Origin of the sequence: Cellulomonas telluris, assembly GCF_004886325.1 — a bacterium.
GTDB lineage: Bacteria > Actinomycetota > Actinomycetes > Actinomycetales > Cellulomonadaceae > Cellulomonas > Cellulomonas telluris.
In genome coordinates, this window is sequence record NZ_QXFN01000001.1 from 603,323 (window position 1) to 626,505 (window position 23,183).

The 23,183-nt window shown below is 74.6% G+C and carries 23 protein-coding genes and 1 riboswitch; of the genes, 12 read left to right on the forward strand and 11 right to left on the reverse strand.

Annotation, left to right across the window (positions count from 1 at the left end):
- Positions 1-285: 285 nt before the first annotated feature.
- Positions 286-1,329 carry a restriction endonuclease gene (locus tag FB586_RS02930; RefSeq protein ID WP_136517809.1) on the forward strand — a complete coding sequence of 348 codons (1,044 nt, stop codon included), beginning with the start codon at positions 286-288 and terminating at the stop codon, positions 1,327-1,329.
- Positions 1,330-1,464: 135 nt separating this feature from the next.
- Here FB586_RS02930 and FB586_RS02935 read toward each other — a convergent pair whose 3' ends face one another.
- On the reverse strand, positions 1,465-3,969 hold the full coding sequence (locus FB586_RS02935) for a hypothetical protein (protein ID WP_136517810.1): 2,505 nt from the start codon (positions 3,967-3,969) through the stop codon (positions 1,465-1,467).
- Positions 3,970-4,100: 131 nt separating this feature from the next.
- Between FB586_RS02935 and FB586_RS02940 the strand changes: the two genes are divergently transcribed.
- A complete protein-coding gene (locus FB586_RS02940; protein WP_136517811.1) occupies positions 4,101-4,373 on the forward strand; it encodes a type II toxin-antitoxin system Phd/YefM family antitoxin in 273 nt (90 codons plus the stop codon).
- Positions 4,370-4,762 (forward strand): PIN domain-containing protein, encoded by a 393-nt coding sequence (locus FB586_RS02945; RefSeq protein WP_136517812.1) that lies wholly within the window; start codon positions 4,370-4,372, stop codon positions 4,760-4,762. Before FB586_RS02940 ends, FB586_RS02945 begins: the two co-directional genes overlap by 4 nt.
- A gap of 74 nt (positions 4,763-4,836) precedes the next feature.
- Here the strand turns inward: FB586_RS02945 and FB586_RS02950 are convergent, their stop codons facing one another.
- The 6 genes from FB586_RS02950 to FB586_RS02970 all read right to left on the reverse strand — a co-directional run bounded on the left by FB586_RS02950 (position 4,837) and on the right by FB586_RS02970 (position 10,618).
- Complete coding sequence (locus tag FB586_RS02950) at positions 4,837-5,433, reverse strand: PKD domain-containing protein (protein ID WP_246036369.1); 597 nt, start codon at positions 5,431-5,433, stop codon at positions 4,837-4,839.
- 284 nt (positions 5,434-5,717) lie between these two features.
- Positions 5,718-6,326 carry a DUF6318 family protein gene (locus FB586_RS19245; RefSeq protein ID WP_168800434.1) on the reverse strand — a complete coding sequence of 203 codons (609 nt, stop codon included), beginning with the start codon at positions 6,324-6,326 and terminating at the stop codon, positions 5,718-5,720.
- Between the two features lie 79 nt (positions 6,327-6,405).
- Complete coding sequence (locus FB586_RS19250) at positions 6,406-7,107, reverse strand: hypothetical protein (protein WP_168800435.1); 702 nt, start codon at positions 7,105-7,107, stop codon at positions 6,406-6,408.
- Complete coding sequence (locus FB586_RS19255; protein WP_168800436.1) at positions 7,098-8,126, reverse strand: hypothetical protein; 1,029 nt, start codon at positions 8,124-8,126, stop codon at positions 7,098-7,100. The genes FB586_RS19250 and FB586_RS19255 overlap by 10 nt, the downstream gene beginning before the upstream one ends.
- Before the next feature lie 25 nt (positions 8,127-8,151).
- The gene (locus FB586_RS02965) at positions 8,152-8,433 is read right to left on the reverse strand and encodes an isoamylase early set domain-containing protein (protein WP_136517815.1); all 282 of its coding nucleotides are present in this window, start codon (positions 8,431-8,433) and stop codon (positions 8,152-8,154) included.
- Positions 8,434-8,671: 238 nt separating this feature from the next.
- Positions 8,672-10,618, reverse strand: a complete 1,947-nt coding sequence (locus tag FB586_RS02970) for a pectate lyase-like domain-containing protein (protein WP_136517816.1) — start codon at positions 10,616-10,618, stop codon at positions 8,672-8,674.
- Positions 10,619-10,800: 182 nt separating this feature from the next.
- Between FB586_RS02970 and FB586_RS02975 the strand changes: the two genes are divergently transcribed.
- A complete protein-coding gene (locus FB586_RS02975; RefSeq protein ID WP_246036371.1) occupies positions 10,801-11,562 on the forward strand; it encodes a deoxyribonuclease IV in 762 nt (253 codons plus the stop codon).
- A gap of 43 nt (positions 11,563-11,605) precedes the next feature.
- Positions 11,606-12,088 carry a hemerythrin domain-containing protein gene (locus FB586_RS02980; protein WP_136517817.1) on the forward strand — a complete coding sequence of 161 codons (483 nt, stop codon included), beginning with the start codon at positions 11,606-11,608 and terminating at the stop codon, positions 12,086-12,088.
- Between the two features lie 49 nt (positions 12,089-12,137).
- Here the strand turns inward: FB586_RS02980 and FB586_RS02985 are convergent, their stop codons facing one another.
- Positions 12,138-12,812: a hypothetical protein gene (locus tag FB586_RS02985; RefSeq protein ID WP_136517818.1), complete on the reverse strand. Its 675-nt coding sequence runs from the start codon at positions 12,810-12,812 to the stop codon at positions 12,138-12,140.
- Positions 12,813-12,829: 17 nt separating this feature from the next.
- Positions 12,830-12,942, reverse strand: a riboswitch (SAM riboswitch).
- Here FB586_RS02985 and FB586_RS02990 point away from each other — a divergent pair.
- The 4 genes from FB586_RS02990 to FB586_RS03005 all read left to right on the forward strand — a co-directional run bounded on the left by FB586_RS02990 (position 12,937) and on the right by FB586_RS03005 (position 16,312).
- A complete protein-coding gene (locus FB586_RS02990; protein ID WP_136517819.1) occupies positions 12,937-13,644 on the forward strand; it encodes a DUF6318 family protein in 708 nt (235 codons plus the stop codon). It overlaps the preceding riboswitch by 6 nt.
- Before the next feature lie 350 nt (positions 13,645-13,994).
- Complete coding sequence (locus FB586_RS02995) at positions 13,995-14,573, forward strand: hypothetical protein (RefSeq protein WP_246036372.1); 579 nt, start codon at positions 13,995-13,997, stop codon at positions 14,571-14,573.
- 204 nt (positions 14,574-14,777) lie between these two features.
- Positions 14,778-15,506, forward strand: coding sequence for a hypothetical protein (locus FB586_RS03000; protein ID WP_136517820.1), 729 nt, complete (start codon positions 14,778-14,780; stop codon positions 15,504-15,506).
- A gap of 398 nt (positions 15,507-15,904) precedes the next feature.
- Positions 15,905-16,312: a hypothetical protein gene (locus tag FB586_RS03005; RefSeq protein WP_136517822.1), complete on the forward strand. Its 408-nt coding sequence runs from the start codon at positions 15,905-15,907 to the stop codon at positions 16,310-16,312.
- A 7-nt stretch (positions 16,313-16,319) separates the two neighbouring features.
- Here the strand turns inward: FB586_RS03005 and FB586_RS03010 are convergent, their stop codons facing one another.
- The gene (locus FB586_RS03010) at positions 16,320-18,524 is read right to left on the reverse strand and encodes a nuclease-related domain-containing DEAD/DEAH box helicase (protein WP_136517823.1); all 2,205 of its coding nucleotides are present in this window, start codon (positions 18,522-18,524) and stop codon (positions 16,320-16,322) included.
- A gap of 193 nt (positions 18,525-18,717) precedes the next feature.
- Entirely contained in the window at positions 18,718-20,031 is a 1,314-nt protein-coding gene (locus FB586_RS03015) for an MFS transporter (protein ID WP_136517824.1), read from the reverse strand.
- 229 nt (positions 20,032-20,260) lie between these two features.
- Between FB586_RS03015 and FB586_RS03020 the strand changes: the two genes are divergently transcribed.
- Entirely contained in the window at positions 20,261-20,728 is a 468-nt protein-coding gene (locus FB586_RS03020) for a hypothetical protein (protein ID WP_136517825.1), read from the forward strand.
- Positions 20,725-21,393 (forward strand): hypothetical protein, encoded by a 669-nt coding sequence (locus FB586_RS03025; protein WP_136517826.1) that lies wholly within the window; start codon positions 20,725-20,727, stop codon positions 21,391-21,393. The genes FB586_RS03020 and FB586_RS03025 overlap by 4 nt, the downstream gene beginning before the upstream one ends.
- A 37-nt stretch (positions 21,394-21,430) precedes the next feature.
- Here the strand turns inward: FB586_RS03025 and FB586_RS03030 are convergent, their stop codons facing one another.
- A complete protein-coding gene (locus tag FB586_RS03030; protein ID WP_136517827.1) occupies positions 21,431-22,150 on the reverse strand; it encodes an alpha/beta fold hydrolase in 720 nt (239 codons plus the stop codon).
- Positions 22,151-22,316: 166 nt separating this feature from the next.
- Here FB586_RS03030 and FB586_RS03035 point away from each other — a divergent pair, with 166 nt between their 5' ends.
- Entirely contained in the window at positions 22,317-23,177 is an 861-nt protein-coding gene (locus FB586_RS03035; RefSeq protein ID WP_136517828.1) for an NERD domain-containing protein, read from the forward strand.
- The last annotated feature ends 6 nt before the right edge of the window (positions 23,178-23,183 follow it).

Below are 23,183 nucleotides of genomic sequence, written 5' to 3' on the forward strand. Positions count from 1 at the left end.
TGCCGAACCCTTTGCCTCGAGCGGTTCGAGGTCGATGCTACGTGCGGAGGGAGAGACCCCGACGGCCACCCGTCCTAGTCAACGACTCGTCGCCGGAGCTCGTGGCGACCGTCACGGACCAGATGTGCAGCTACTGGCTGACCCGGCGAGACGATGCGGACCTCCCCCGGGTCGCTGCGGAAGGCGGACTGCCCGCAGTCTGCCGAGCGAGCGCTGGGGCACCTGCACCGGCAGACGTAGGCAGCCGGACACGGCCGCCGTCGACGTACAAGAAGGGCGACACGCATGCCGAGGACGTGGGGCATCCACAACGACACCCTGACCGACGAGCTCGTCGCCGGCGGCTTCGTAAGCGTGGGGTGGGACGAGCTCAACTTCGACCTGCAGATGATCCGCGACGGACGCGACGGGCTGAAGGCCGAGCTGGCGAAGGCGTATCCAGGCAAGAAGCCGATGTCTCTCGCGAACTGGGCGGGCACCATCCTCCGCTTTCGGGACGACATGCAGGTCGGTGACGTCGTCGTCGCGCCCTACCGCCCGGACGGGACGATCAACCTCGGCGTCGTCACTTCGGACTACGAGTTCGTCGCCGACGCCCCCACGCACCGGCACCGGCGACGGGTGGAGTGGAAGAAGCTCGGGCTGTCGCGCTCGGTGTTTACGCAGGCGGCCCTGTACGAGATCGGTTCGCTGCTCACGGTGTTCGGGGTGCGCAAGCACGACGCGGAGTTCCGTGCAGCCCTTGGGTCCGACGCCGCGTCCGTGGAGGAGGTGACGCGGACGGTCGAGTCCGTCGCCGTGACCGAGACCGGCGACGTGTTCGACGAGCGAGGTGCCGACGAGCCGCGCGCCTCACGAATCGAGGAGCACACGCGCGACTTCGTCCTCTCGCGCCTCCTGCGGGAGATCAGCGACCAGCAGTTCGAGGAGTTCACGGCCGCGCTGCTACGGGCCATGGGCTACCAGGCGCGAGCGACGCGGTTCGTCGGCGACGGCGGCATCGACGTCATCGCGCACCGCGACCCCTTCGGCGCGGAGCCGCCGATCATCAAGGCGCAGTGCAAGCACACGACGAACACGATCGGCGGGCCGGACGTGCAGCGCTTGGTCGGTGCGCTCGGGCGCGAGGAGTTCGGGCTGTTCGTCACGCTGGGCACGTACAGCGCGGACGCCGTGGCGGCCGAGCGGCACAACCCGCACCTGCGGCTGCTGACGGGTTCCGAGGTGGTCAGCCTCGTGCTGGAGCACTACGAGCGCCTTGACGCCAAGTGGCGAACGATCATCCCGCTTCGCCCTGTTCTGGCCGTCGACGACGCCGCCGAGGTCTAGCGACACCGCGAAGACCACCTGCAGGCCGGACCCGCGTGCCCTTCGACAACATCCGCGACCACTTCGACCTCGTCTTGCCCGGCAAGGGGGTGACCGCACCCGTCGACCGGACCGCCCACCTACGAGCCGCACCCCCTACCGGTACCGCCGCGGCGCCGTCGGATCCGCCGCCGGCACGTCCACCCGCGGCGAGCGCCCCGGGTCCAGCCCGGCCCCGACCTCCGCGCACATCGCGTCCACCCGGTTCCAGAACGCCCCGTCCTGCCAGTACCCGGTGTGGGTCAGCACGCGCGGAAGCGGCTGCCCGGCGACGTACCGGTGCGTCGGGGGGTCGACGAGCGGGACGTCCACGTGCCCCCCGACGCTCGACTCGCGCGTGCGGACCGGGCCGCCGACGTAGTCCGTCCGGTAGAACACATTGGTCCACCGCACGGGGCCGATCCCCGCGACGTCCCCGTCGCCCCGCCGGTTGCCGTCGGCGAGGCGCGCGAGCACCCCGTCGCTGAACAGCCCGGGGAAGGCCCACCGGTACAGCTTCCCGAGCGGTGACCCGACGCCGACGAACCCGATCGCCGGCTCCGTGGACGACCGCGCGGAGGCGCGCACGAGCGTCGCGGCGGCCAGCACGCTGCCCTGCGAGTGCGCGGTCAGCACGACGCGCCCGCCGTTGTCGTGCAGCCGCCAGATCCGTCGCGTCAGCTCGGGCACGGCGCGCTCGGCGTACGCCGGCGGGGCGAAGGGGTGGAACGCGCGGGGGAAGAACGTGCCGACGTCGAACAGGCTGCCGAGCGCCTTGCGCCACCGCTCGCGCCGCCACAGCGCGACCAGCACCGCCACGTACACGGGCGGCAGCAGGACGGCGATCGTGGTGCCGATCTCGGGCAGCACGGGCGCGCCGCGGCGCAGCACCCACACGTGCACGAGGAACAGCACGACGACGACCACGGCCGTGCCGATCATCGCGACGAACGACCAGGTCACGCTGCGCGCGTGGCGGCCGACGAACCGCATGCCGGCGACGCCCCGCACCCAGGCGCTCGGCCCGTGCCCCTGGCGCTCGCCCGGCCCCGGCTCGAACGCGCTGCACACCCAGGCGTCGGGCGAGCCCGCGGGCGCGTCCTGCGCGACGACCGGGCCGCCGAGCCGTGCGTAGGCGTCCCGCAGGTCGCGCTCCACCTCGGCGGCGTCGCGCGAGCGCGCCACGAGGTAGGCGACACCGAAGGCCACGGCGGTCACGACGAGGACCGCGACGAGGCCCAGCGACAGCGCCGACGCGGCGGAGCCCACCGCCAGGGGCAGGTAGACCGCGCCGTCCGGTGCCCGCGACCCGGCCGCGGGCCCGAACCCGTAGACCACCTCGCCGGGGAGCAGCCGCGCGACCTGCACCAGCACCGACAGCTGCACGGTGCTCGCCACCACGAGCGCCATCGCGTCCAGCACGAACGGCGTCGCCCAGGGGAAGAGGTCGAGGCGCGAGGTCCGGGGGGTCCGGCGACGACGCCACACGCGGTGCAGCCACGCGCACGTGAGCTGCACGCCGAGCACCAGCAGGAGCAGGAGCGTGACGCCCCACGCCCAGTTGACGGTCGCACGCGCCCCGGGTGCCATGCCGGCCGGGCCGGGGCCGAGGGGCAGACGCAGGGCCGCGACGGCCGCGAGCAGCACCGAGGCGACCGCGGCACCGAGCACCGCGTTGCCGGCGGCGTCGGCGGCGGTGTCCCTGGCCAGCAGCAGGACGACCGCCAGCAGCGCGGCCGCGGCCACCCCGACGGCGAGGCGGCCCACCGTCACCGCCTCCCCGTGCCGCCCCGCCGTGCCCCACGCGGCGGCGGCCGACCCGAGCATCGCCCCGACGACCGTGAGGCACGCGGCGAGGTGCAGCCGCGACAGGTAGCGGTGCCAGCGAAGGCCCGACCAGAAGTCGCGGTGACGCAGCCCGCCGGGGTGCGCCGCCGCGCAGGTGCGCGACGCGTGCAGCCTCCGCTCGGGGGTGTCGTCGGGGTCGTCGACGACGCGCGGCGGCTCCACCGCCTCGTACGCGCGCCGTGTGCGCAGGGCGAGGGCGAAGACGACGAGGACGACGAGCGTCGTCGCCGCCGCGCCGAGGACGAGCCGCGCCCCCGGTCGCTCGACGCCGAACCACGCGTCCGCCCACCCGCTCCACCAGCCACCCGGCCGGCACGTCGCGGTCCCGCCGCACTGGTAGGCCAGCACGTCCACGACCAGCAGCGCCGTCATCGCGGTGCTCGCGACCGTGAGGGACAGCGCCGCGAGCCGCGCCGCCCAGCGGAAGGCGTGCGAGGTCGGCGCCGCGTCGCTCTCCGCCCGGCCCGAGGTGCGCCACCGGCGGGCGGCCCAGCCGCCCATGTTCGCGAGCATCGCCGGCACGAGGAACATCCACAGCGCCCGCACCGGGCTGTGCGACGTCATGCCGCCCCACGAGTACGCCTCGCGGTGGCGGCCGCCCGCGTCGGAGGTGCGGTAGAAGCCGGCGATGCGGTCGCCGGCGACGCGGGTCGGGGCGGGGTCGCCCAGCAGGGCCTCCGGCCCGGTGCCCCCGACGCCGTGCACCCGGATCTCCGTGACCCCGTCCAGCCGCGCGGGCGGCGGCACCGGCCCGGTGGGTCCCTCGTGCGCCATGACGCCCCCTCCACGTCGAGGCCCCGCCCGGCGGGGGAGCGCCGTCGTCGGCCGCTCACCAGGAGGACCGCGCGTGGGTCCCGGAGATACCGGTGTAGACGACCGTCTACACCCCTCCTAGGCTGGATGCCATGTCCACCGTCGGTACGCGTGAGCTGAAGCAGAACCCGCAGGCGGTCGTCCGTCGCGTGCTCGAGACCGGCGAGCCCGTCGAGGTGACCGCGCACGGGCATCCGACCGGCGTCCGCCTCGTCCCCGACGCGCCGGCTCGCCGCGCCTGGGTGCGCGGCGTTGACCTCGCACGCATCGCACCGCTGGACCGCGACGAGGCGCAGCGGCTCCACCGGGACCTGGCGGAGTTCGACGACGACGAGCCGCGCGACCCCTGGAGCCGGCCGGCGTGATCATCCTCGACACGAACGTCCTCATCGACCTCGACCGTTGTGCGCTCGACCCCGACGAGCTCTACGCCGCGAGCATCCTGTCGCGCGCCGAGTTGGAGTTCGGGGTCCGGGCAGCCCGCTCGGCGGGGGACACGGCAGCACGCACCCGGCGCCTCAACGACCTCGACCGCTACTTCGACTGGCTGCCGCTCGACATCGAGTCCACCCGGTCCTACGGCCTCGTGGCAGGGTCGGCTCGTGCGACGGGCGCGAAGGTCCGCAGCAAGGACGCGCTCATCGCGGCCCAAGCGCACCGTCACGGCGCGGCGGTCATGACGGCGAACCTCGGCGACTTCCGCCCCTTCGACCACCTGGTCGAGATCGTCGCGCCACGCCTGCGCGAATCCTGAGGCGCGGAAACGGGACCTCGCGAGGGCGCCGCGCACCGCCGCTGGGGAGTAGCCGGAGTGGGACAGCGGTCGACTCAGCAGTCCGGCGGTTTCGGTCGGTCCGTGCACAGGCCGGACACCAGGTGCGACCGCCGTTCCTGCGCCTCGAACGGTGCCGACGTGGTCGATGTCGTGGCGGTGCCGGTGACCTCGCGCCAGGTGGGGTCGCCGTCGACGCGGTACCGGCCGGACCACTCGGTGGTCAGCGTGACGGCGTAGGTGCCGGGTTGCTCGTACTCGTGGAACGTGTCGTGGTCCGGGTAGGGGCGGCCGGGTGACCGCGTGGCGAGCGTGCGGCCGTCGCCGAAGTCGTACGTGAAGCGGGTCGGCACCGCCTCGACGTCGACGCCGAGGCCTGCGAGGGTCGTGCGCAGCGGCACGGGGGTGGCGTCCGTGAGGACGATCGTCTCCTTGTTGATCAGCACCCACCCGCCGTCGGGCTGCAGGCGCAGCGTGGGCGCGGGGATGGGCAGCGAGCGGAAGTCCTCGACGGTCAGGACGGGTAGGGCCGTCCCGCAGGAGCCCTGGTCGAGTCGCTCCCACTCGGACCAGTCCTCGCCTGGTGCTTGCGTGCGACGCCAGGTCGGCGCGACCAGCTCGGCGTCGCACGTGAGGGCGCCGGTCTGCGGCACGCCGGTCCGGCACCAGCCGTTCTCGTGTGCGGGTGTCTCGCCGAGTTCGGGATCCCAGCAGGTGAAGGCGTGCTGGGTCTCGACCTTGATCTCGCTGGTACCCGAGCCTGGGGTCCCCCGCGCGCCGGTGCTGGTCCAGCCCGCCAGGAACTCGAACGTGCGGCTTCGGGCGTTCGCCGCTGCACGGGTGTGGTGGTATCCACCATCTACGGCCGGTCCAGCGGTCAACGCTGCGGGTGCCCCTGCCAGCGCGCCGATCAGGACGGTAGCCGCGAGCGTGCCTCTCACTGTGCGGCTTCCTCCACGAGCTCGGGGCCCATCTCGTCCACTCGAAAGCCGTTCTCCCAGCTGAGGGCGAAGACGACCTCGAACTCCTGGTCGGGCCGGGACGAGATGACCGTCGAGTCGGGGCCCAAGCGGGACGATGCGGCCTGAGTGACTTGGAGGGTGACCGAGAACCAGCGGTCCTCAGCGATCTCAGTCGCATCCGCGGAGTTCACCGTCGGTGTGCCGCCGACGACCTTGTGTCGCTGCTGCACCATCTCCGCCACATCCGCGGACACGCCCGCGCAGAATTGGCACGTCTCGCGTGTGACCGCGTTCCAGGGGCCGACGTCTCCGCTCGCGAACGTGTACGTATACAGCTCCAGCACGTACGTCGCCGCGGCGATCGCCCCGTCCGTCGTCGGCTCCGCCATGGCGGCGGGCTGCTCCGGCAGCGCCACCTCGGTCGGCGTCGGCGTCTGGGTGGGTGTCTCCTCGGCCGCTGCCGTGGAGCGGGAGGGCTCGGGGGCGGCGCCCTCGTCCCTGCTGCACCCACCCACGACCAGCAGGACGACGGCCGCGCTCGTCGCCGTCAGTGCGCGCCACGACGACCGTCCGGGACCAGGCATGCCGGACAACCTAGCGCGAACCGGACAGCCGCCGACCGGGCCGCGTCCGGCTGTGGACGAGGCGTGAGCAGCCCTGCGCTCAGCCCCCGGCGCGTCGTCGCCGCCCCGCCTCCCGCCCGCTGCGCCGCGTCTCCCGCGCCCGCTCGACGTCCACCCTCGCGAGCGAGGCGCGCATCCCGTCCAGCCGCTCCGCGAGCGCCCGCACGTCGCCCTCCGACGCGGTCCGCACCGCCCCCGTGGCCCGCCGAGCCGGCACCAGCACCAGCCGGTTCCCCGACCGCGTCACGACCACCACCGCCGGACGCATCCGCCCTCGTCCCAGCACACCCGACCCCGCGACGATCTCCTCGACGCCCGGCCAGCGCAGCGAGTGCACGAGCACCGGCTCCGCGGCCCCCGACCACAGCTCCAGCCCCTCCGAGCTCACCGCGAGCGACAGCGCCGTCGCCCTCCGGGGGTGCACGGTCGCCCGTCGCGCGTTCTCACCGGCCAGCGCGTCCCAGAGCCCGACCGCGCCCCGCACCTCGACGACCTCGGCCTTCCGCCGGCGCGTCCGCACGGCGGCGTGCCGGGCGGCCGTCCGCGCCTCGGTCCGGGCGAGGGTCGCGGCGACGGACACGACGACGACCGCCGCCACCAGCAGCGCAGCCCCCGCCACGACCGCGAGGGGCGTCCCCTGGCCGAGGAGCGGCACAGCCGCCACGACAGCGAGCACCGCCACCCCGAGCGCGACGCCGACCCCCGCCACCGGGCCGGGCCCCCACCGCCCCCTCAGTGCCACGCCCACTGCCCCACCTCCCGCCCGACCACCACCGTCGCCCGCATCCGCCGCGACAGCACGACCGCCGCACGCACGGCCGCGGCGACGTCCGGCTCGGCGGTCAGCCGGACCGGCGCCGCACCCGCAGCGCCCACCATCAGCAGCCGGAAATCCTCCGGCGCGCGCCACGACGCGGGCAGCCCGGGTTCGCGCACCGGCTCGACCCGATGCCGCGCCCACACCCGCAGCACCTCGCCGTCGTGCACGACCGCGCGCCGCTCCTCGAGGTGCAGGTTCGTGTACCCCATCGGGATGCGCCCGGTCAGCTCCTCCGGCGTGAGCTCCCCCTCGAGCAGGCACCGCGTCGTGCCGTGGTTCGTCGACCAGTAGACGCCCGGCCGCGCGTCGGACGGGTCGGCGACGAGCGGGCCGAGAGTCGGGTCGGGAGGGGAGCAGCAGTCGACGACGTCCGGCGGGACGAACGCGGCGGCCGCGGCCGACACCCAGGCGGTGTCGTCCGTGACCTCCCCGGGCGGCACCGGCACGCGCGTGGGCCATGAGCCGCGCTCGCGGACGCCGTCCCGGCGGGTCACCAGCACCGGCACCCCCGCCGACCGCGAGACCACGCGCACCGCGACGACCGCGTGCCGCACCGGCCCAGGGACCCCGACCTCGACCGCGCCCCGCCCGCCGGCCGCCGGCACCACCAGCCGGTACGCGGGCGCCCCACCGTGCGGCCACACCCGCACCACGTCGTCGCCGTGCACGACCGCGACCGTCCGGTGCGTCGTCACCCGGCCGCCCGCCGACGTCAGCAGGGCGAACTCGTCGGGCTCCAGCCCCCGCCGCGGCGCGCACCGCGTGAACCCGTCGTCCGTCGAGTAGAACGTCGATGCCGCGGGCTGCCGGATGTCGAACGGGTGGTGCCCGCCTGCCAGCACCCCGGACGGGTCGCAGGACGGCAGCTCCGGCTCCCCGAGGTCCGGCGGGTCCGGCGTCGTCCAGTCGGTGTCCCCGGTGATCCGGTCCTCGCGCAGCACGGGCCCATGCTGCCCGTGCACGGCGTCAGACCGCGACGACCGACCCCTCGTTCGTCACCCGGTCCGCCTCGACCTCGTCGAACCACTTCCCGCCGTCCCCGAGGTACCGGAACGTGACGGTGGTCCCCGCGGGCACGGTGACGGCGGCGCTCGACATCCCGTTGGACCGCTTGCGGAGCACGTGCACCCCCGGCGTCCAGTCGTTGAACGTGCCCACGACGCTGACGGGGCCGTCGAGCGACGGGGTCGGCAGCGCGAACGTCAGGGTGCAGGTGGCGGTCTTGGCGGAGCGGGACTTCTTGAGCACGGGAGGCCTCCACGTCGGCACGGCAGGGGTGTGCGGGAGCAGGGTGGCGCCACGATGTTTCGGGACGGCGCGGCCTCGATGACCCCCGTGTGACGGGCGGGTGGCGGGAGCGGCACGGCCGGCGCGCGCCCCGTTGCTCGAGCGACCGGGCGTCACCCTAACGGTCCAACACGGAGGGCCGTGGACGTGTCCGTCCACGGCCCTCCGTGTCGTCGTTCCTACGTCCGGGGCGCGCCCGTCACGGGTACTGCACGACGTACTGCGGCGTGCCGGTGTTCGAGTTGTCGACCTGCCCGCCGACCCCGTTGACGACGTGCCGCACGGTCCCGTCGCCGAGGTTCACGGTCATGACGTGCGTGAGCCGCACGCCGGGCCGCTGCGGAACCTCGAACCCGTTCTCCGTCACGATCGACGGGTCGTTGCGGTTGTACACGTACACGCCGCCGCCCCAGAGCTGGTGCTCGCGCACCGCGTCGCCGACCTTGTAGCCGGCCCAGCCGAGGGTGCCGTCGGGCTCGGTCCAGTCGGCCTGGCTCGGCGGGTCGTACGGCAGCTCGTTCTGGTAGAGCACGACGCGTCCGCGCTCGCCGTTCCAGATGGTGTTGTGCTGCTGGAAGTGCTCGACGAACAGGCCGGTCGCGGTGACGTCGTCCCCGTTGACGACGACGCCGACGCGTCCGACGTTGGTCCGCCACCGCTCGTCGTCGCCCGCCACACCGTCCGCGAAGCCCTCGACGCCGTGGTCGGCGCGCCACACCCAGGTGTGGTCGACGAGGACGTCGTCGGCGTTGATCTCCATCGCGACGTCCGTGCTGCCGCGGTGCGGCCCGCCGATCCGGAAGTACACGTCGGACAGGGTGATGGGGTCGTGCCGGCTCTTGCTGCCCCAGTCGGGCGCGTACCGGCTGTTGATGCCGACCTTGAGCAGGACGGGCGACTTCCGCGGTCCGGCGTCGATCGTCACGCCGGCGACGACGATGCCCGGCACGTCCGCGACGAACAGCGGCACCGACCCGCGCGCCGACGTCAGCGTCGCGTGCCCGATGCCGAGCACGACGGTGCCCGGTCGCCACGCGGCGATCGTCCCGGCGACGTCGTACACGCCCGGCGTCAGCAGCAGGTGCTTGCCGAGCGCCAGCTTCGCGTTGATGCGCGCGACGGAGTCGCCGGGCCTGGCGACGTAGAAGTCGCGCAGCGGGATCGACCGGCCCGGCGTCATGCCGTCCGCCCACGAGATGCCGCGCGTGCCCTCGCGCGCCTGCGGCACCCGGACGTTCCAGCGTCCGCGCTGGTCGACGTACAGGTACGGCTTCTCGCGGCTGACCGGCGTCTCGTCGAGGGTCGTGTACGGCGGGTCGGGGAACGTCGCGTCGTCCGGCGCCCCCTCGACGCCGGAGAACACCTGGTTCCACACGCCGTTCGACCAGCTGCGGACCACGCTGTTGCGCGTCAGCCACTGCTGCTGCGACCCGTTCGTCACGTCCCCGAACCGCGAGTCCGCGATGAACCCGCCGCTCGCGTACTGCGGGCCGGCGGTGCAGTAGTCCATGAGCGAGAAGCCCAGGTCGCCCTCGTCGGCGCGGACGTCGACGCGCCGCACCGAGACCGCCTGCGAGACGGCCCAGAAGTTCGCGGTGCGGCGGCAGTCGTCCTGGCCGGTCGCGTCGATGTCGAGCGTGAGGTTCGACAGCGTCCGCCAGAAGTTGACCAGCGCGATGCAGTTGGGGTTCGCGGGGTCGTCGGACAGGCAGCGGTTGTACGTCTCGATCTTGCCGTGGACGACGACGTCGGACGGTGACGCGCCGAGCCCGGAGACCTCGGTGTAGTAGCCGACCTTCATCTGCAGCGGCTGCTCGGGCGAGCCGTACTCGCCGGGCAGGAACAGCAGGGCGTAGCGGTTCGTGCCCATCTCGTCGTCGACCTGCTGGGCGTGGATCTCGTCGACGCGGGCCTGGATGTCCGCGACCGGCATGGACGGGTCGAAGACGAGCACGTTCTCGCCCAGCGCCGGGGCGGACGTGCCCTGGCGGGCGAGGGTGTCGGTGGTGACGTCCTGACCGGCGGGCGCCGCGGCGGACGGGGTGACGGTGGCCGCGACGACGGCCAGCGCGGCTGCGGTGACGGCCAGGACGCGCGCTCGCGACCTGGCCGGTGGGTGGGTGGGGGCGTGGGTGGACGGGTCCATGCGGTGTTCCTCTTCCTCGAGCAACGACATCGGACATTCCGGAGCACACCACACCGGGAGGGGGTTTGTCAGGAGTCCGTGCAAATTGCGGCCGCGGGATGCGGTTGCCCGTCGCGAGGGACGGCAGGGTGTCGGTGCCGCGGGTTAGCCTGGCGCGACCCCGACCCCGCAAGGAGGCCCTCGTGGTGCTCATCGGCGCCCACGTGCGCGGCGACGACCCGATCGCCGCGGCGACGGAGGTGGACGCGCAGGCCGTCCAGCTGTTCCTGGCCGACCCGCAGGGCTGGAAGAAGCCCGTGCGCCGCCCGGACGCGGACGCGCTGATCGAGTCCGGCCTCGGCCTCTACGCGCACGCGCCGTACCTGGTGAACGTCGCGTCGACGAACAACCGGATCCGCATCCCGAGCCGCAACATGATCGCCCAGCACGCCGCGGCGGCCGCCGACCTCGGGGCGAAGGGCCTGATCGTGCACGGCGGGCACGTCGGCGACGGCGACGACATCGCGGTCGGCATCGACAACTGGCGCAAGACGTTCGCGCGCGCCGAGTTCCCCGTGCCGGTGCTCGTCGAGAACACCGCCGGCGGTGAGAACGCCTGCGCCCGCACGCTCGACCGCTGGGCGATGCTCTGGGACGCCATCGGGGAGTACGAGGTGGGCGTCTGCCTCGACACGTGCCACGCGTGGGCCGCGGGGGAGGACCTGGAGACGATCGTCGAGCGGCTCACCGCGATCACCGGACGCATCGACCTCGTGCACGCCAACAGCTCGCGCGACGAGCGCGGGTCCAGCCGCGACCGGCACGCGAACTTCGCCACCGGCACGATCCCGCCCGAGCTCATCGCGCACGTCGTGCGCGAGGCCGGGTGCGACGCCGTGGTCGAGACGCCGGGCGAGGGGCAGGCCGACGACGTCGCGTTCCTCAAGGCCGCGCTCGCGGGCTGAGGGCTTCCCGCCGGCGGCGGGGCGTCGCTAGCGTCGGCGGCACATGTCTCCCGACGGCCGCTCCCGCCTCGTCGCGTGGGACCGTCAGCTCCGCGACGTCCACGCCCGCCTCCGTGACAGCCTGCAGATCGCGCGCGACGCGATCGACGACGCCGGGGACGACCCGGCCTCACCCCGTCTCGCCGCCGACCTGCGCCTCTTCTGCACCGGCTTCTGCGCCGCCCTCGACGGCCACCACCGCGGCGAGGACGCGGTGATGTTCCCCGAGCTGCTCGCCGCCGACCGGTCGCTCGCCGACGTGGTCGCGCAGCTGGTGCGCGACCACAGCGTGCTCGCGCAGCTGCTCGGGTCGCTGCAGCGGGCGGTCGACGGCGGCACCACCGGCGCCGAGCTGCACCGCCACCTCGACGGCATCGAGGCGGTCATGGAGACGCACTTCCGGTACGAGGAGAAGCGTCTGCTCGAGCCGCTGTCGCGGCTGGTCGTCGACCGCCCGTCGCAGGAGGTGCTGGGGCCGCTGGCGTAGCCGCCGCGGAGCCGTGAAGCGTTGCGGCCGCGCTTGTGCCCGCAACGCTTCACGGCTCGGTCAGTCCGACGGCACCGGCTCCAGCACGACCTCGTACCCGGCGCGGTTCAGGGCCTCCACGTGGTCCGTGCCGCCGCCGTACGAGCCCGGGCAGATCGCCCGGCGACATGCGCGCCTCCGCGTCCGCGGGGAAGATCCGCGTCAGCCCGCCGGCCTCCGTGTGCTCGGCGAGGACGACGACGTGGTCGTACCGGCCGGAGCGCGTCCGCATGGGCGGGTCGAGCCGGTACAGGGACGCCGTGTGCGGGAACACCGCGACGAGGGTCGGGTCGAGGGGCAGCGCGCGCTGGAGGAACGCGTACCGCGTGCCGGTCGGCCGCACGACGCCCTCGACGCACGGGGACGCGACGCCGTCCGTCGCCACGCTGCGGTAGCGGGAGCCGACGCGCACGACGCCGCCGTCGTGCAGGCGCACGGTCGGGTCGACGGTGCGCGCGTGCTCCGCGAACGGTGCCGGGTCGTGCACCCACCACCGTGCCGGGGTGCCGTCGTGCCGGGTGGCCAGGACGACGTCGCCGTCGACGCCCGTCACCCGGTACGTCTCACCGGCGGCGGACACCGCCGCCCGCACCCGACGTGCCGCGGGGACGTGCCCCGGCTCCTCGCAGACGCAGCCCGTCCGGGGTGTGCCCAGCGGGGTGTCGATGTCGAACGGTGCGGCCATGGCTCCTCCTGGGGAGGTCGAGCGTCTTCCCGCGCGGGACGGCACGGGCGGATCTTCCTCCGGGGGCACCGAGCGCTCGCGCGGTTGCCAGTCGGCCGCGCCGGAGGGCGTGAGGCCGAGCTTCGTGATCGAGGACGACTCTAGGCGCGGTCACCGACACCGCATCCACAGGGTGGGCGGCACTGGCGTCCGCACGGTCGCGAACCGGTACTTTCCCGGCATGCAGGGGCGACGGGGCTGGGGCAGGGGTGTGTCCGGGGTGCTGCTGGCCGGGGTGCTGGTGGCCGGGTGCACGGGGGAGGCGACGCCGGCGGAGCCCTCCAGGTCCGAACCGGCAGCGTCGCCCACCGCCTCGACGAGCCCCACGCCCACCGGGACGCCGACCACCGACCTGAGCACCCCACCGGTGCGCCCCGAGGCGATGGCGACGCCGAGTGCGGAGGGCGCCGCGGCGGCGGCGTCGTACTTCGTGTCCGCCCTCTACGTGCACATGTACGAGGCGCAGGACGTGACTGCCTGGGCCGAGATCGCTGGGGAGGACTGCGCGTTCTGCTCGTCGGTCATCCGGGACGTCGAGACGATGGTCTCGAGTGGCCTGACCGAGGCAGGCACAAGGGTGGTGGTCGAGAGCGCCAGCGGGACCGAGGTCATTCCGGGGGAGAGCTACACGGCGACCCTCGTCGCCGAGCAGTCACCTACGACCCGCAGGGACGGAGAAGGCAACGTGGTCAGCAGGGGCAGCGGAGGGCGGTACGAGCTTCTCGTGGCTCTCGGCTGGAACGGTGGCTGGGTGGTGCGTGCCGTCGACGTTCACGAGCTGGGTCCTGCATGAGGGCCGTCGCTTCTCGCCTCGGCGCGCCAGGCCCTGCTCTTGTCGCAGCGGTGCTGCTGTCATCCCTTCTGGCGGTCGCTCCCGCCGCGGCCGCGGCCGCGTCCGAGGGAGGGCCCGATTGGCGAGATCACGTCGTGGCAGGGGCCGAGGGCGACGCTGCCACGCTCGCCGTCCGTGACGGTGAGCGACTGCGCCTGCTCCACCAGGCCGCCGGCACTCGACCAGAGGACGCGCTCGACCAGTTCCAACGCGCTGCGGCATGTCGAGAAGCGGCTGGGATCTGGGTGATCGGGAGCAGCGACGGTACGTGTGCCCCCGGTGCCGACACCGCGGCTGCCCCTGACTGCGGTGTGGACCAGGCGCTGCTGAGCCTGTGGCGTCGGCAGCGTGCGACCCCTGCGTCGGACTGGGGGCAGTGGGAGCGGATCGACTACGGGGGCTGTGCCGCCGACGCGCTCCCCGTCCTGTCCGCCGAGGACTTCCGCCGCCTGCCTCTTCCGGCCCCGGTCCTGAACGTCCAACCGGCGGCGGACTGGGTGCTGGTGAACAAGGAGACGATCGTCTACACCGACCCCTCCGCGGTGACCCTGACCACGGACCTGCTCGGCTACCAGGTGACCGTCGAGGCGACCCCGACCCGGTTCACCTACGACTTCGGCGACGGCACCCGGCCCCTGGTCACCACCGACCCCGGCGCCCCGTACCCGGCGTTCGACACCTTCCACGTCTACCGCGACCTCGGCACCCGGCAGATCACCCTGACCACGCAGTGGTCCGGCCGCTACCAGATCGCCGGGTCCCCGGCCTGGCGCGACGTGGACGGCACGGCGCAGACCACCACGACCAGCGCATCGTTCGAGGTCGTCGAGCGCACCAGCAAGCTCGTCGCCGAGCTCTGCACCGCCGTCCCCACGCCGCCCGACTGCTGACGCCCGGCCGTCGGCGCAGGAGCTGCAGGCCCGCAGCCGGCACGGCGCGGGCCGCCGGCGCGCCCGTGCGCACGCAGACCTGGGGGTGCGGGAAGCCGCGTCCGGACGGCGCCGAGCCGACCACAGCCCCGGGGATGGTCCGCGCATCCACCGATCTCCCGGAGGACACGAACCGGGCAGGCGCCCGGGCAGCACGCTCCCCGCATGCCTCTGCCGCTGCCCACCGCACCGTCCGTCGTCGTCACCGCGCTCGCGCTCTCGCTCGCCACCGGAGGGTGCGCCGCGGGTGGCGCCACCTCCGCCGAAGCCGCGAGCGCTCCGTCCGCCATGACGGCCCCGGCGCAGACCACGGCACCGGCACGCTCCGGGCCGACGACGCGCATCGCACCCGCACCGACGGGCCCAGTGCCGGCCCCGCCGGGAGCTTCGGCGGACCCGTCCGCCGACAGCCCGACCCCCCTTCCGACCGCCGGCCAGGCGCGGCCCACGCCCGTGCCGTCGCCGCACCCGGCGATGGCGGCCGGTGGCAGCGACGCGGCCGCACTCGCGGGCGTGCACCTGCTCCACCTCTATGACCACGCGATCACGACGCGTGACGTCACGCCGCTCACGGCGTTCTGCGACCCGGGGAGCACCTGGTGCGCGGAGCGCGCCGCCGAGTTCACGTTCCGTGCGGTCGTCCCAGCGGACAGGGCGGCGAAGGTACGCAGGTCGCGGCACGAGAACCGCCTGGTCTCCGCGCGGCTGGCCGTCGACGGCACCTGGCACGTGCAGATCGACAGCGACCACGTGCTGACGACGACGTGGACCAGCGAGGCGACCGGCGCCACGATCGTCGAGGTCGGCGGCGGACCGGTGCGGTACGACATCGAGCTCGCGCACGGCCTCACTGGGTGGATGGTGCTCGAGGTGACGACGTCACGCCCGGCCTGAGCCCGGAGGCGGAACCTCACCCCCCGACGCCTTCGGCCGGCGCCCGAAACACCGTGAGCCGCCCACAGCCGCCTGTCACGCCCAGGATGTCCACGGGCAATGACGCTGGCCGCCCGCGGCGGGCGGTGCTGGACGACGCTCGATGCATGCCCACACGCCGCCGGTCCCGCCGTCTCTTGGCTCCCGCTCTGGTCTGCGCCGTCCTCGTCGCACTCACGACGTCCGCCTGCACAGCACCTGGCCGTGCACCGGAACGCGGGTCACAGCAGACGGCTGACGGGGAGGTGCGCACACCGGTCCCGGCACCGACACCGACCGCCGAGCTCGCCGTGCTGGACGACGGTCCCGCGGCGAGCGAGCTGCCTCTCACCGCTGAGCCGCCCGCTCCGCCCTCCGCCATGGCCGCGACCGACGCCACGGGAGCCGCCGCGGCGGCCGAGCACTTCCTCGCCCTGATGGACCACGCGGTCAGCACGTTGGATGCCGGACCGATGATGGCGATGTGCGATCCGGGAAGTCGGTGGTGCGCCTCGATCGCGGACCAGACGGCGCAGGCGCCTGAGGCTCGGGCGGAGGGCGCTGCCCGCGTGTCCGCGGACACGGCGCTGCCGAGCCAGCTCAAGGTCGACCCACGCGACGATGGCACGTTCGTCGTGCACCTGACCGGTCAGCACACGACGACCACGACCTGGACCGATCCGGCGACTGGCATCACGCAGATCCACATCAGCGACCCCGAGACCGTGCCGTTCGCCATCCACCTCGAGTCGCGCCCGTCCGGGTGGACGGTCCTCGGGGTCAACTGAGCGCCGGTCAGACCGACGCCACCCACAGCCCGTCGCGGGCGCGGGTCATCGCCACGTACATCTCGCGCAGGCGATACTCGCGGCGTTCGCGCTCCACCTCGTCGAGCTGGTCCGGCTTCTGGGTGAACCAGGACGCGCGCACGTCGACCACGAGCACCTGCTTGAACTCCAGGCCCTTGGCGCGCTTGATCGTGCCCACCTTGACGGCGTCGACCGGCACCCCGTCGTACCGCTCGAGGTTCACGACAGGGATGCCCGCTGCGGTCAGCGCCGCGGTCGCCTCCTCCATGCCGCGACGCGACAGCGACAGGACGCCGACGTCGCCGTACCCGGTGCCGACCTGCCGGACGACGTCCTGCACGCGCGCCACCATGCGGCGCTCGCGGTCGGCGGAGTTGGCGCACCGCACGTACACGGGCTTCGGGCCGGTGCGGGGCACGCGGGTCGGGCGGTCGCCGCGGGCCGTGGCGCCCTCGATGTCGGCGAACTCGTCGTCGGCGACCAGCATCGACGCGAACTGCACGATCTCGGCGGTGTTCCGGTAGTTCACGTCGAGGACCACGCCGCGCCCGGCGACGGAGACGCCCGCCTCGGCGAGCGTGAACCCGCCGGGGTAGATCGTCTGCTGGCCGTCGCCGACGAGCGTGAGGCCGTCGGGAGCGTCCCCGACGAGGGCGTGCAGCATGCGGATCATCACGCACGAGAGGTCCTGCGCCTCGTCGACGATCACGGCCGTGTACGGCTCCGCGGGCGGCTGCCGGCGCAGCTCGGCCTCGGCGAGCGCGATCTGGTCGGCGAAGTCGTGCACGCCGCGCGTGCGCAGCTCCGCCTCGTACGCCTGGTACAGGTCCCACACGACGCGCCGCTGCTGCGGGCCGAGCCGGTGCCGGCGGCCGAGGCGCGGCAGGTCCGCGTACTGCTCCCAGCGGGTCAGGCCGCGGCCCTTGATGACGTGGACGACCTCGTCGTGCCAGTAGTCCTGCTCGTGGCGGTCGGTGTCGATGATGCTGCCGCCTGCGACGCGGCCCCACGCGGTGGTCCACGCGGCGGTGATCTGCTTGCCGTCGATGCGGCACTGCACCCCGCGCTCGTCGAGGATCCGCTTGGCGGTCTCGTGCACACCGGCGAACTCGACACGGCCCACGACGTCCGGCGCGAGCCGGGTGAGCAGCTGGCGCAGCACGTCGGGGAGCGTGCGGATGTAGGTGGTGACGAGCACTCGCCCCTGGCGGGTGCGCGCCAGGTACGCGGCCCGATGCAGCCCGACCACCGTCTTGCCGGTGCCCGCGGCGCCGCGGATCCGGGACGGTCCGTTGAACGAGCGCCGGACCACGCGCGCCTGCGCGGGGTGCAGGAACGCCATCCACTCCTCGACGGGGGCGGCCATCAGGCCCTCGAGCAGGGCGGCCTGCACGGTCGCCTCGTCGAGCAGCGGCTCGATGGTGAACGTCGCGGGGTCGTCCGGCGCCGGCAGCGTCGGCGCCGCGGCGTCAGGTGCGGGGTGCGGGGTCGGGATCAGCGGCACCGTCGACGTGGTCGGGACCAGTGGTGCCGTGGTGGGGGCGGGCGTCCCGGCGGGCGGGGCGGGGAGCACCGGCTCCGGCAGGGTCGTGCTCACGGGCGCCGGCGCGCCCACCTGGCGGAACCAGCCGAGCGCGTGCGTGAGGACCACGTCGACCTGGGCGGGCGTGAGCCGCTGACCGTGCCGGGCGACGAGCTGCAGCACGTCCCGCTCACCCACGACGCGGACCGGGCCGACGCGCTCGTCGACACCCCCGCGGCCCGCGAGCACCGCGACCGCGTGCACCTCGCCGGGGGCGAGGCCGACCTCGGCGAGCTCGCCCTCGGTGCGGTACGCGAGGTCGGCGAGGGCCATGAGGTCGTCGGTGACGTCGGCGTCGCCGCGGTGGATGCGGTCGCCGACGATCGACACCTCCGCCCAGGCCTTGGTGTCGACGACGAACACACCACCGGGGCCGATCACGACCATGTCCACCTGGGCGCGCCGGCTGCCGGGCCACTGACGGTCGGCGAGCAGGTGGTAGCCGGCGGCCGCCAGCGGTGCGAGCGCGCGTGCGGTCCGCTGCTCGGTCGCCGACGCCAGGCCGTAGCTCGCCGCCGCGCGACGGGCGTCCGCCGCGGCCTTCTCGTGCGCCGACGCGAGCAGCAGCTGACGCTGCGCCTCGCTCGCCGCGGAGTCCCCTGCGGGCATGTGGAAGTCCTCCCTGCTCACGGCCCTATCGGCTGGCAGGGCGCCCACCATGAGCGGCGGCCGGGCGAAGCACCCGAACACCGGGCGGCTGTGGCACGAGGGACGCCGACGCGGCGACCGGCGCGACCTGCGCCGCGGCGTCCGGCGGGGAGGGGAGCACCGCGCCCTGCGAGCCCGAGGACGCGTCGGGAGGTCAGCGCCCGGAGCGTCCGCGCTTCGGCGGCACCTCGGTCGAGGCGGAGATCGGGGTGGTGGGCGGGGCGACGGACTCGGCGGCCGCACCGGCCTCGCCGGCCGGCCCCGTGGCAGGTGCGCCGCCGAACCGCGGCGACACCGCCACCGCCGGCAGAAGCAGGAGCGCGGGGATGAGGAACGCCGGACCGAGACCGGGCCCCTCCGACAGCAGGCCCAGCGCGACGGCGCCGAGCATCGCGCCGACGTAGTTGAACAGGTTGATGCGGGCGATGACCTCGTCCAGCCGGTCGGGTGCGAGCTCGCCGGCCACCGAGAACGCCTGCGGCACGAGGGCACCGACGCCCACGCCGGTCAGCGCGAACCCGACGATCGCCGCCACCGGCGACGGCACGAGCGCGACCAGGCCCAGTCCGGCCACGGCCACGAGCACGGTCACGCCGACGACCTTGGCCCGCCCGAACCGGCGCACGAGCGCGTCGCCGACGAGGCGCGACACCAGGACGGTGCCCTGGTACGCGGCGTACCCGAGCGGGGCGACCGTCGCCGCGGCGTCGAGGTGGTCCGCCAGGTACACCGTGCTCCAGCTGCTCACGGCCGAGTCGGCGACGAACGCGACGGCGACCATCGACCCGAACAGCCAGATGCCTGCACGCGGCAGCGGCGAACGGGAGCGACCCCGACCGGCCTCGGAGGGAGTGGCGACCGCGCTCGCGGCCGCCGCGGCGTCCGCGGTGGCCCGCGGGATGAGCGTGCCCCGGATCGTGAGCGCGACGGCCGCGGCCACGCCGGCGGCCACGAGCAGCGCGACGACGGCACCGGTCGTCACGCCGAGGTTCGCCAGGACCGCCTGCGCCAGCGCCGCCAGGATCGCCGCCGCCGTCAGGCACGCGAAGAGCGTCGACATGATCGAGCGTCCCGCGAGGCGCTGCAGCAGGACGCCCTGCATGTTCGTCGACGCGTCGACCATGCCGAGCCCGATCGCGAACACGACGAACGCGCCGACCAGCGGCGGGACCGACGTCGCTGTCGTCACCAGCGCCAGACCGGCCGCCTGCAGCAGCAGGCCCGTGACGAGGGCGGCGCGGCTCGACCGACGCACGGCGACCCGCTCCGCCGTCACCGACCCGGCGGCGGCCAGCAGGGCGCCGAGGAGCAGCACGATCGAGATCGTGGCGTCGTCGATGCCCGTGCGCGCCTTCAGGCCCGGCAGTGCCGTGACGACCGTGGCGTACCCGAAGCCCTGCGCGGCGTACGCGGCACCGACGGACGCCCGCGTCCGCCATGGTGTGGACGTCGTCGTCGTGACCGACATGTGTGCTCCCCCTGCTCGTGGACGCCGCGGTCCGACGCCCGGGGGGAGGCTACGTGCTCGGGCGCCGGAACGGGAGGGGACGGACAGATCGGCGACACGGGACGGGACGGACAGATCGAGGAGTGCGCCGGCTCCGGGCCGACGTGCCCCGGACGGCCGGTGCCGCGTCCTGCCCCCACCGCTACCGTGCGTGCTGCCCGTCGTCGCGGGCCCGGACGGAAGGACGCGTGTGCCCCCCACACCCGACCCGGCGGACGTGCTCGTCTTCCTCGAGCTCGGAGCCGGCGCGACCGGTCAGGTCGCCGGGACCCTCGACCGGAGGACGGGAGTGCTGACGCCGACCCGCCGGACCACGCGCACCCGTCCCCTGCTGGTCGACCGGCGCGCGCACGTCCTGCTCGTCGCCCACCGGCGGGGCGTGAACCTGTCGGTCGAGCGGTGGAGGGGCGCGCGGCGTGCGGTCGTCCCGCTCGTCCGGGTGCACGAGGAGCACGAGGCGAGCCAGTCGGCCGAGCTGTTCGCCGAGCTCGCGGTCGAGCTGGACCGGCGCAACCCGCGCGACGTACCCCGCACCGTGGTCATGCTCCGCGACCAGGCGCGCTGGCTGGCGGACGGCCACTCCGTCCGGACCTCCCCCCTGACGACCGTGCCGCGGGGCAGCGTGCTGGACCTCGTCGGCTTCCCGGTGGACTGGTGAGCGGCACGACGGGCGCGGCCGGCACGGTGCGCGTCCCCGCGCTGCGCACACGCGCGTCTGCGCGTGCGACCGCCACGACGGCAGCGGTCGTGCTCGTGGTGACGGCGTGGACCGCGTTGACGCAGCCCGAGAGCCGGGTCGGCGTGGCCGTCGGGCTCGTGGTGCTCGCGGTGGTCGCGCTCGTCGTGCGGCGGGCGTCGGCGTCCCTCGACCTCGAGGCCGGCGTCCTCGTCACGCGACGGATGGGCCTGCGTCGTGAGGTGCCGCTGGTGCCCGGGACGCACACCGCCCTCGTGCCGGACGGCAGCGGCACGCTGCTGCTCACGCTCCGCCCTCGCGACGCCGCGCGGGAGTCGGTCCAGGTGCTGGCGGTCACCGACACGCTCGTCGCGTCCCAGCCGGCCGAGGTCCTCACCGCGCTCGCGGACTCCCTCGAGCAGCACGTCGGACCCGCGACGCGCGGCGTGGTGCGCGCGCTGCGTGGGCAGGCCGAGCACGTGGCCGGCGGCGGCACGCCGCAGATGTCACCCCTGGCGGAGTGGTTGAGCCGCGGAGCGCCTGGCGGCGCCGCCGCGCGGCGGGCCGGCGGCCGTGGTGCGGGGAACGGCCGTGACCCGGACGGCGACCGGGGCGCGGAGGGCGACCGGCCGGGACGCCCCGGCTGACCTCCGGACGACGTCCTGCCGACCGGACCGCGCCGCGTCAGGCCGCCGCGGTCCGGTCCACCTCGGCGCGCAGCACCTCGCCCAGGTCGTCCGGGCGCGTGAGCTGCGGCCAGTGCCCGGTGGGCAGGTCGACGTAGGTGACGTCCTCGACCGTCCCGAGCTCCGCGAACATCGGTGCGCCGCTCTCCAGGTAGCGCTGCATCTCGGCGGACGGGAACTCGCACGCCACGACGGTGACGGGCACGCGGTAGCGCGCGGACGAGTCGGAGAGCTGCTGCGGGTCGCTCGCGACGCGCGCGGGCACGGGCTTGGCGATCGCCCGGAACTGCTCGCGCAGCGTCTCGTCGAGGTCCCTCAGGTCGGCGTCCTCGAACGCCTCCCAGGCCGGCAGCGGCAGCGAGTCCCCGACGACGGGCAGCTCGTCGTTGATGACGCCGCCGTGCCCGGTGGGCCAGCTGTCGACGTAGACCGCGCGCGCCACGCGGTCGGGTCGTGCGTCGACGACCGCGTGGATGACGGTGCCGCCGCCGGAGTGGCCGACGAGCACGACCGGGCCGTCGACCCCGTCGACCACCGCCACGACCGCGTCCACCCAGTCCCGCAGGCCGAGGCGGGCGTGGGCGGCGAGGTCGGCGCCGTCCTCGACGCCGGGCAGCGTGACGGGGTGCACGCGGTGCCCCGCGGCGACGAGCGGAGGGGTGACGGCGTCCCACGACGACGCGTCGAGCCAGAACCCGGGAACCAGGATGACGTCCATGTGACGCACGTTACGGGTGACCACCGACATCGCGGCCGCGAGCCGACCCCAGCCCGCCGATGGGCTCGGCGGTCCACCGTTCGGACCTGTCTGCGGAATCGGGTTGCCGCCCGGCGTGACGCTCGGCACGCTCACGAGAGCAACTCACTCGTCCGATCGAAGAGGCATGGGCATGACGACCGCGGGTGGCGCCGAGCGCGAGACGCACGGGGGCGCGACGAACGGCTCCCCGGCGTGCGCGGAGGCGGAGCCGCGCGCCGCCCTGGCGGCCCCGCCCACGCCGCGGCGGCGCCCGCAGGAGCAGTGGTCGGCGCAGCAGCCCTGGCTCGCGCAGCTGCCCCCCGAGCGGCTGGTCGCGGCGACCCTGCGCGGCCTGGAGCCGGAGGGCTGGACGTCCGTGCACGACGTGCACTGGCCCGGCCGACCGCTCGCGAACATCGACCACCTCGTGGTCGGGTCGGGCGGAGTCGTCGTCGTGCACACCGAGTCGTGGGCGGGGGACCTCAGCGTCACGGAGGGCGAGCTGCGCGTCGGCGAGCACGTCCGTACCGGGCAGGTCGCACGCGCGGCGCAGGCGGCCGCCGCCGTGACGGCCCTGCTCGCACCGCGGCACCGCACCGCCGTGCGCGCCGTCCTCTGCCTGGGCGACCGGTCCGACCCCGCGGTGCCGGTGGCCGGTGCGACCGTCGTCGGCCGGGCCGCCCTGCCCGGGTACCTGCGGTCCCTGCCGCCCCGGCTCACCCCGGCCGAGGTGAGCGGGCTCGCGCAGTACCTCGGCGTGCGCCTCGGCGGCACGCAGCCGCCGGAGATGCTGACGACCGCCGCGCTCCTCCCGCCGTCCCGGGCGGCGCGCCGCCGGGCGGTCCGCGCCGGCACCGACGTCCGCCCCGCTCCCACGGTCACGCACCCCGAGGCGGACCAGCGGCCCGGCAGCCGCGTGCGCAGCGCCCTCCTGCGCCTGCTGGTCGTCGCGACGACGGTGGGGGCCGGTGCCGCGGCGTTCGCGGTGCCCGTACCCGGGTTCTGATCGCCC

Coding starts and splice junctions, on each gene's coding strand:
- FB586_RS03010 (WP_136517823.1), bottom strand. CDS start 18,524: ATGCCCGCAGGGGACTCCGCGGCGAGCGAGGCGCAGCGTCAGCTGCTG.
- FB586_RS02940 (WP_136517811.1), top strand. CDS start 4,101: ATGTCCACCGTCGGTACGCGTGAGCTGAAGCAGAACCCGCAGGCGGTC.
- FB586_RS03000 (WP_136517820.1), top strand. CDS start 14,778: ATGCCTCTGCCGCTGCCCACCGCACCGTCCGTCGTCGTCACCGCGCTC.
- FB586_RS02980 (WP_136517817.1), top strand. CDS start 11,606: ATGTCTCCCGACGGCCGCTCCCGCCTCGTCGCGTGGGACCGTCAGCTC.
- FB586_RS19245 (WP_168800434.1), bottom strand. CDS start 6,326: ATGCCTGGTCCCGGACGGTCGTCGTGGCGCGCACTGACGGCGACGAGC.
- FB586_RS02970 (WP_136517816.1), bottom strand. CDS start 10,618: ATGGACCCGTCCACCCACGCCCCCACCCACCCACCGGCCAGGTCGCGA.
- FB586_RS03005 (WP_136517822.1), top strand. CDS start 15,905: ATGGCCGCGACCGACGCCACGGGAGCCGCCGCGGCGGCCGAGCACTTC.
- FB586_RS03015 (WP_136517824.1), bottom strand. CDS start 20,031: ATGTCGGTCACGACGACGACGTCCACACCATGGCGGACGCGGGCGTCC.
- FB586_RS02935 (WP_136517810.1), bottom strand. CDS start 3,969: ATGGCGCACGAGGGACCCACCGGGCCGGTGCCGCCGCCCGCGCGGCTG.
- FB586_RS03030 (WP_136517827.1), bottom strand. CDS start 22,150: ATGGACGTCATCCTGGTTCCCGGGTTCTGGCTCGACGCGTCGTCGTGG.
- FB586_RS02930 (WP_136517809.1), top strand. CDS start 286: ATGCCGAGGACGTGGGGCATCCACAACGACACCCTGACCGACGAGCTC.
- FB586_RS03035 (WP_136517828.1), top strand. CDS start 22,317: ATGGGCATGACGACCGCGGGTGGCGCCGAGCGCGAGACGCACGGGGGC.
- FB586_RS02985 (WP_136517818.1), bottom strand. CDS start 12,812: ATGGCCGCACCGTTCGACATCGACACCCCGCTGGGCACACCCCGGACG.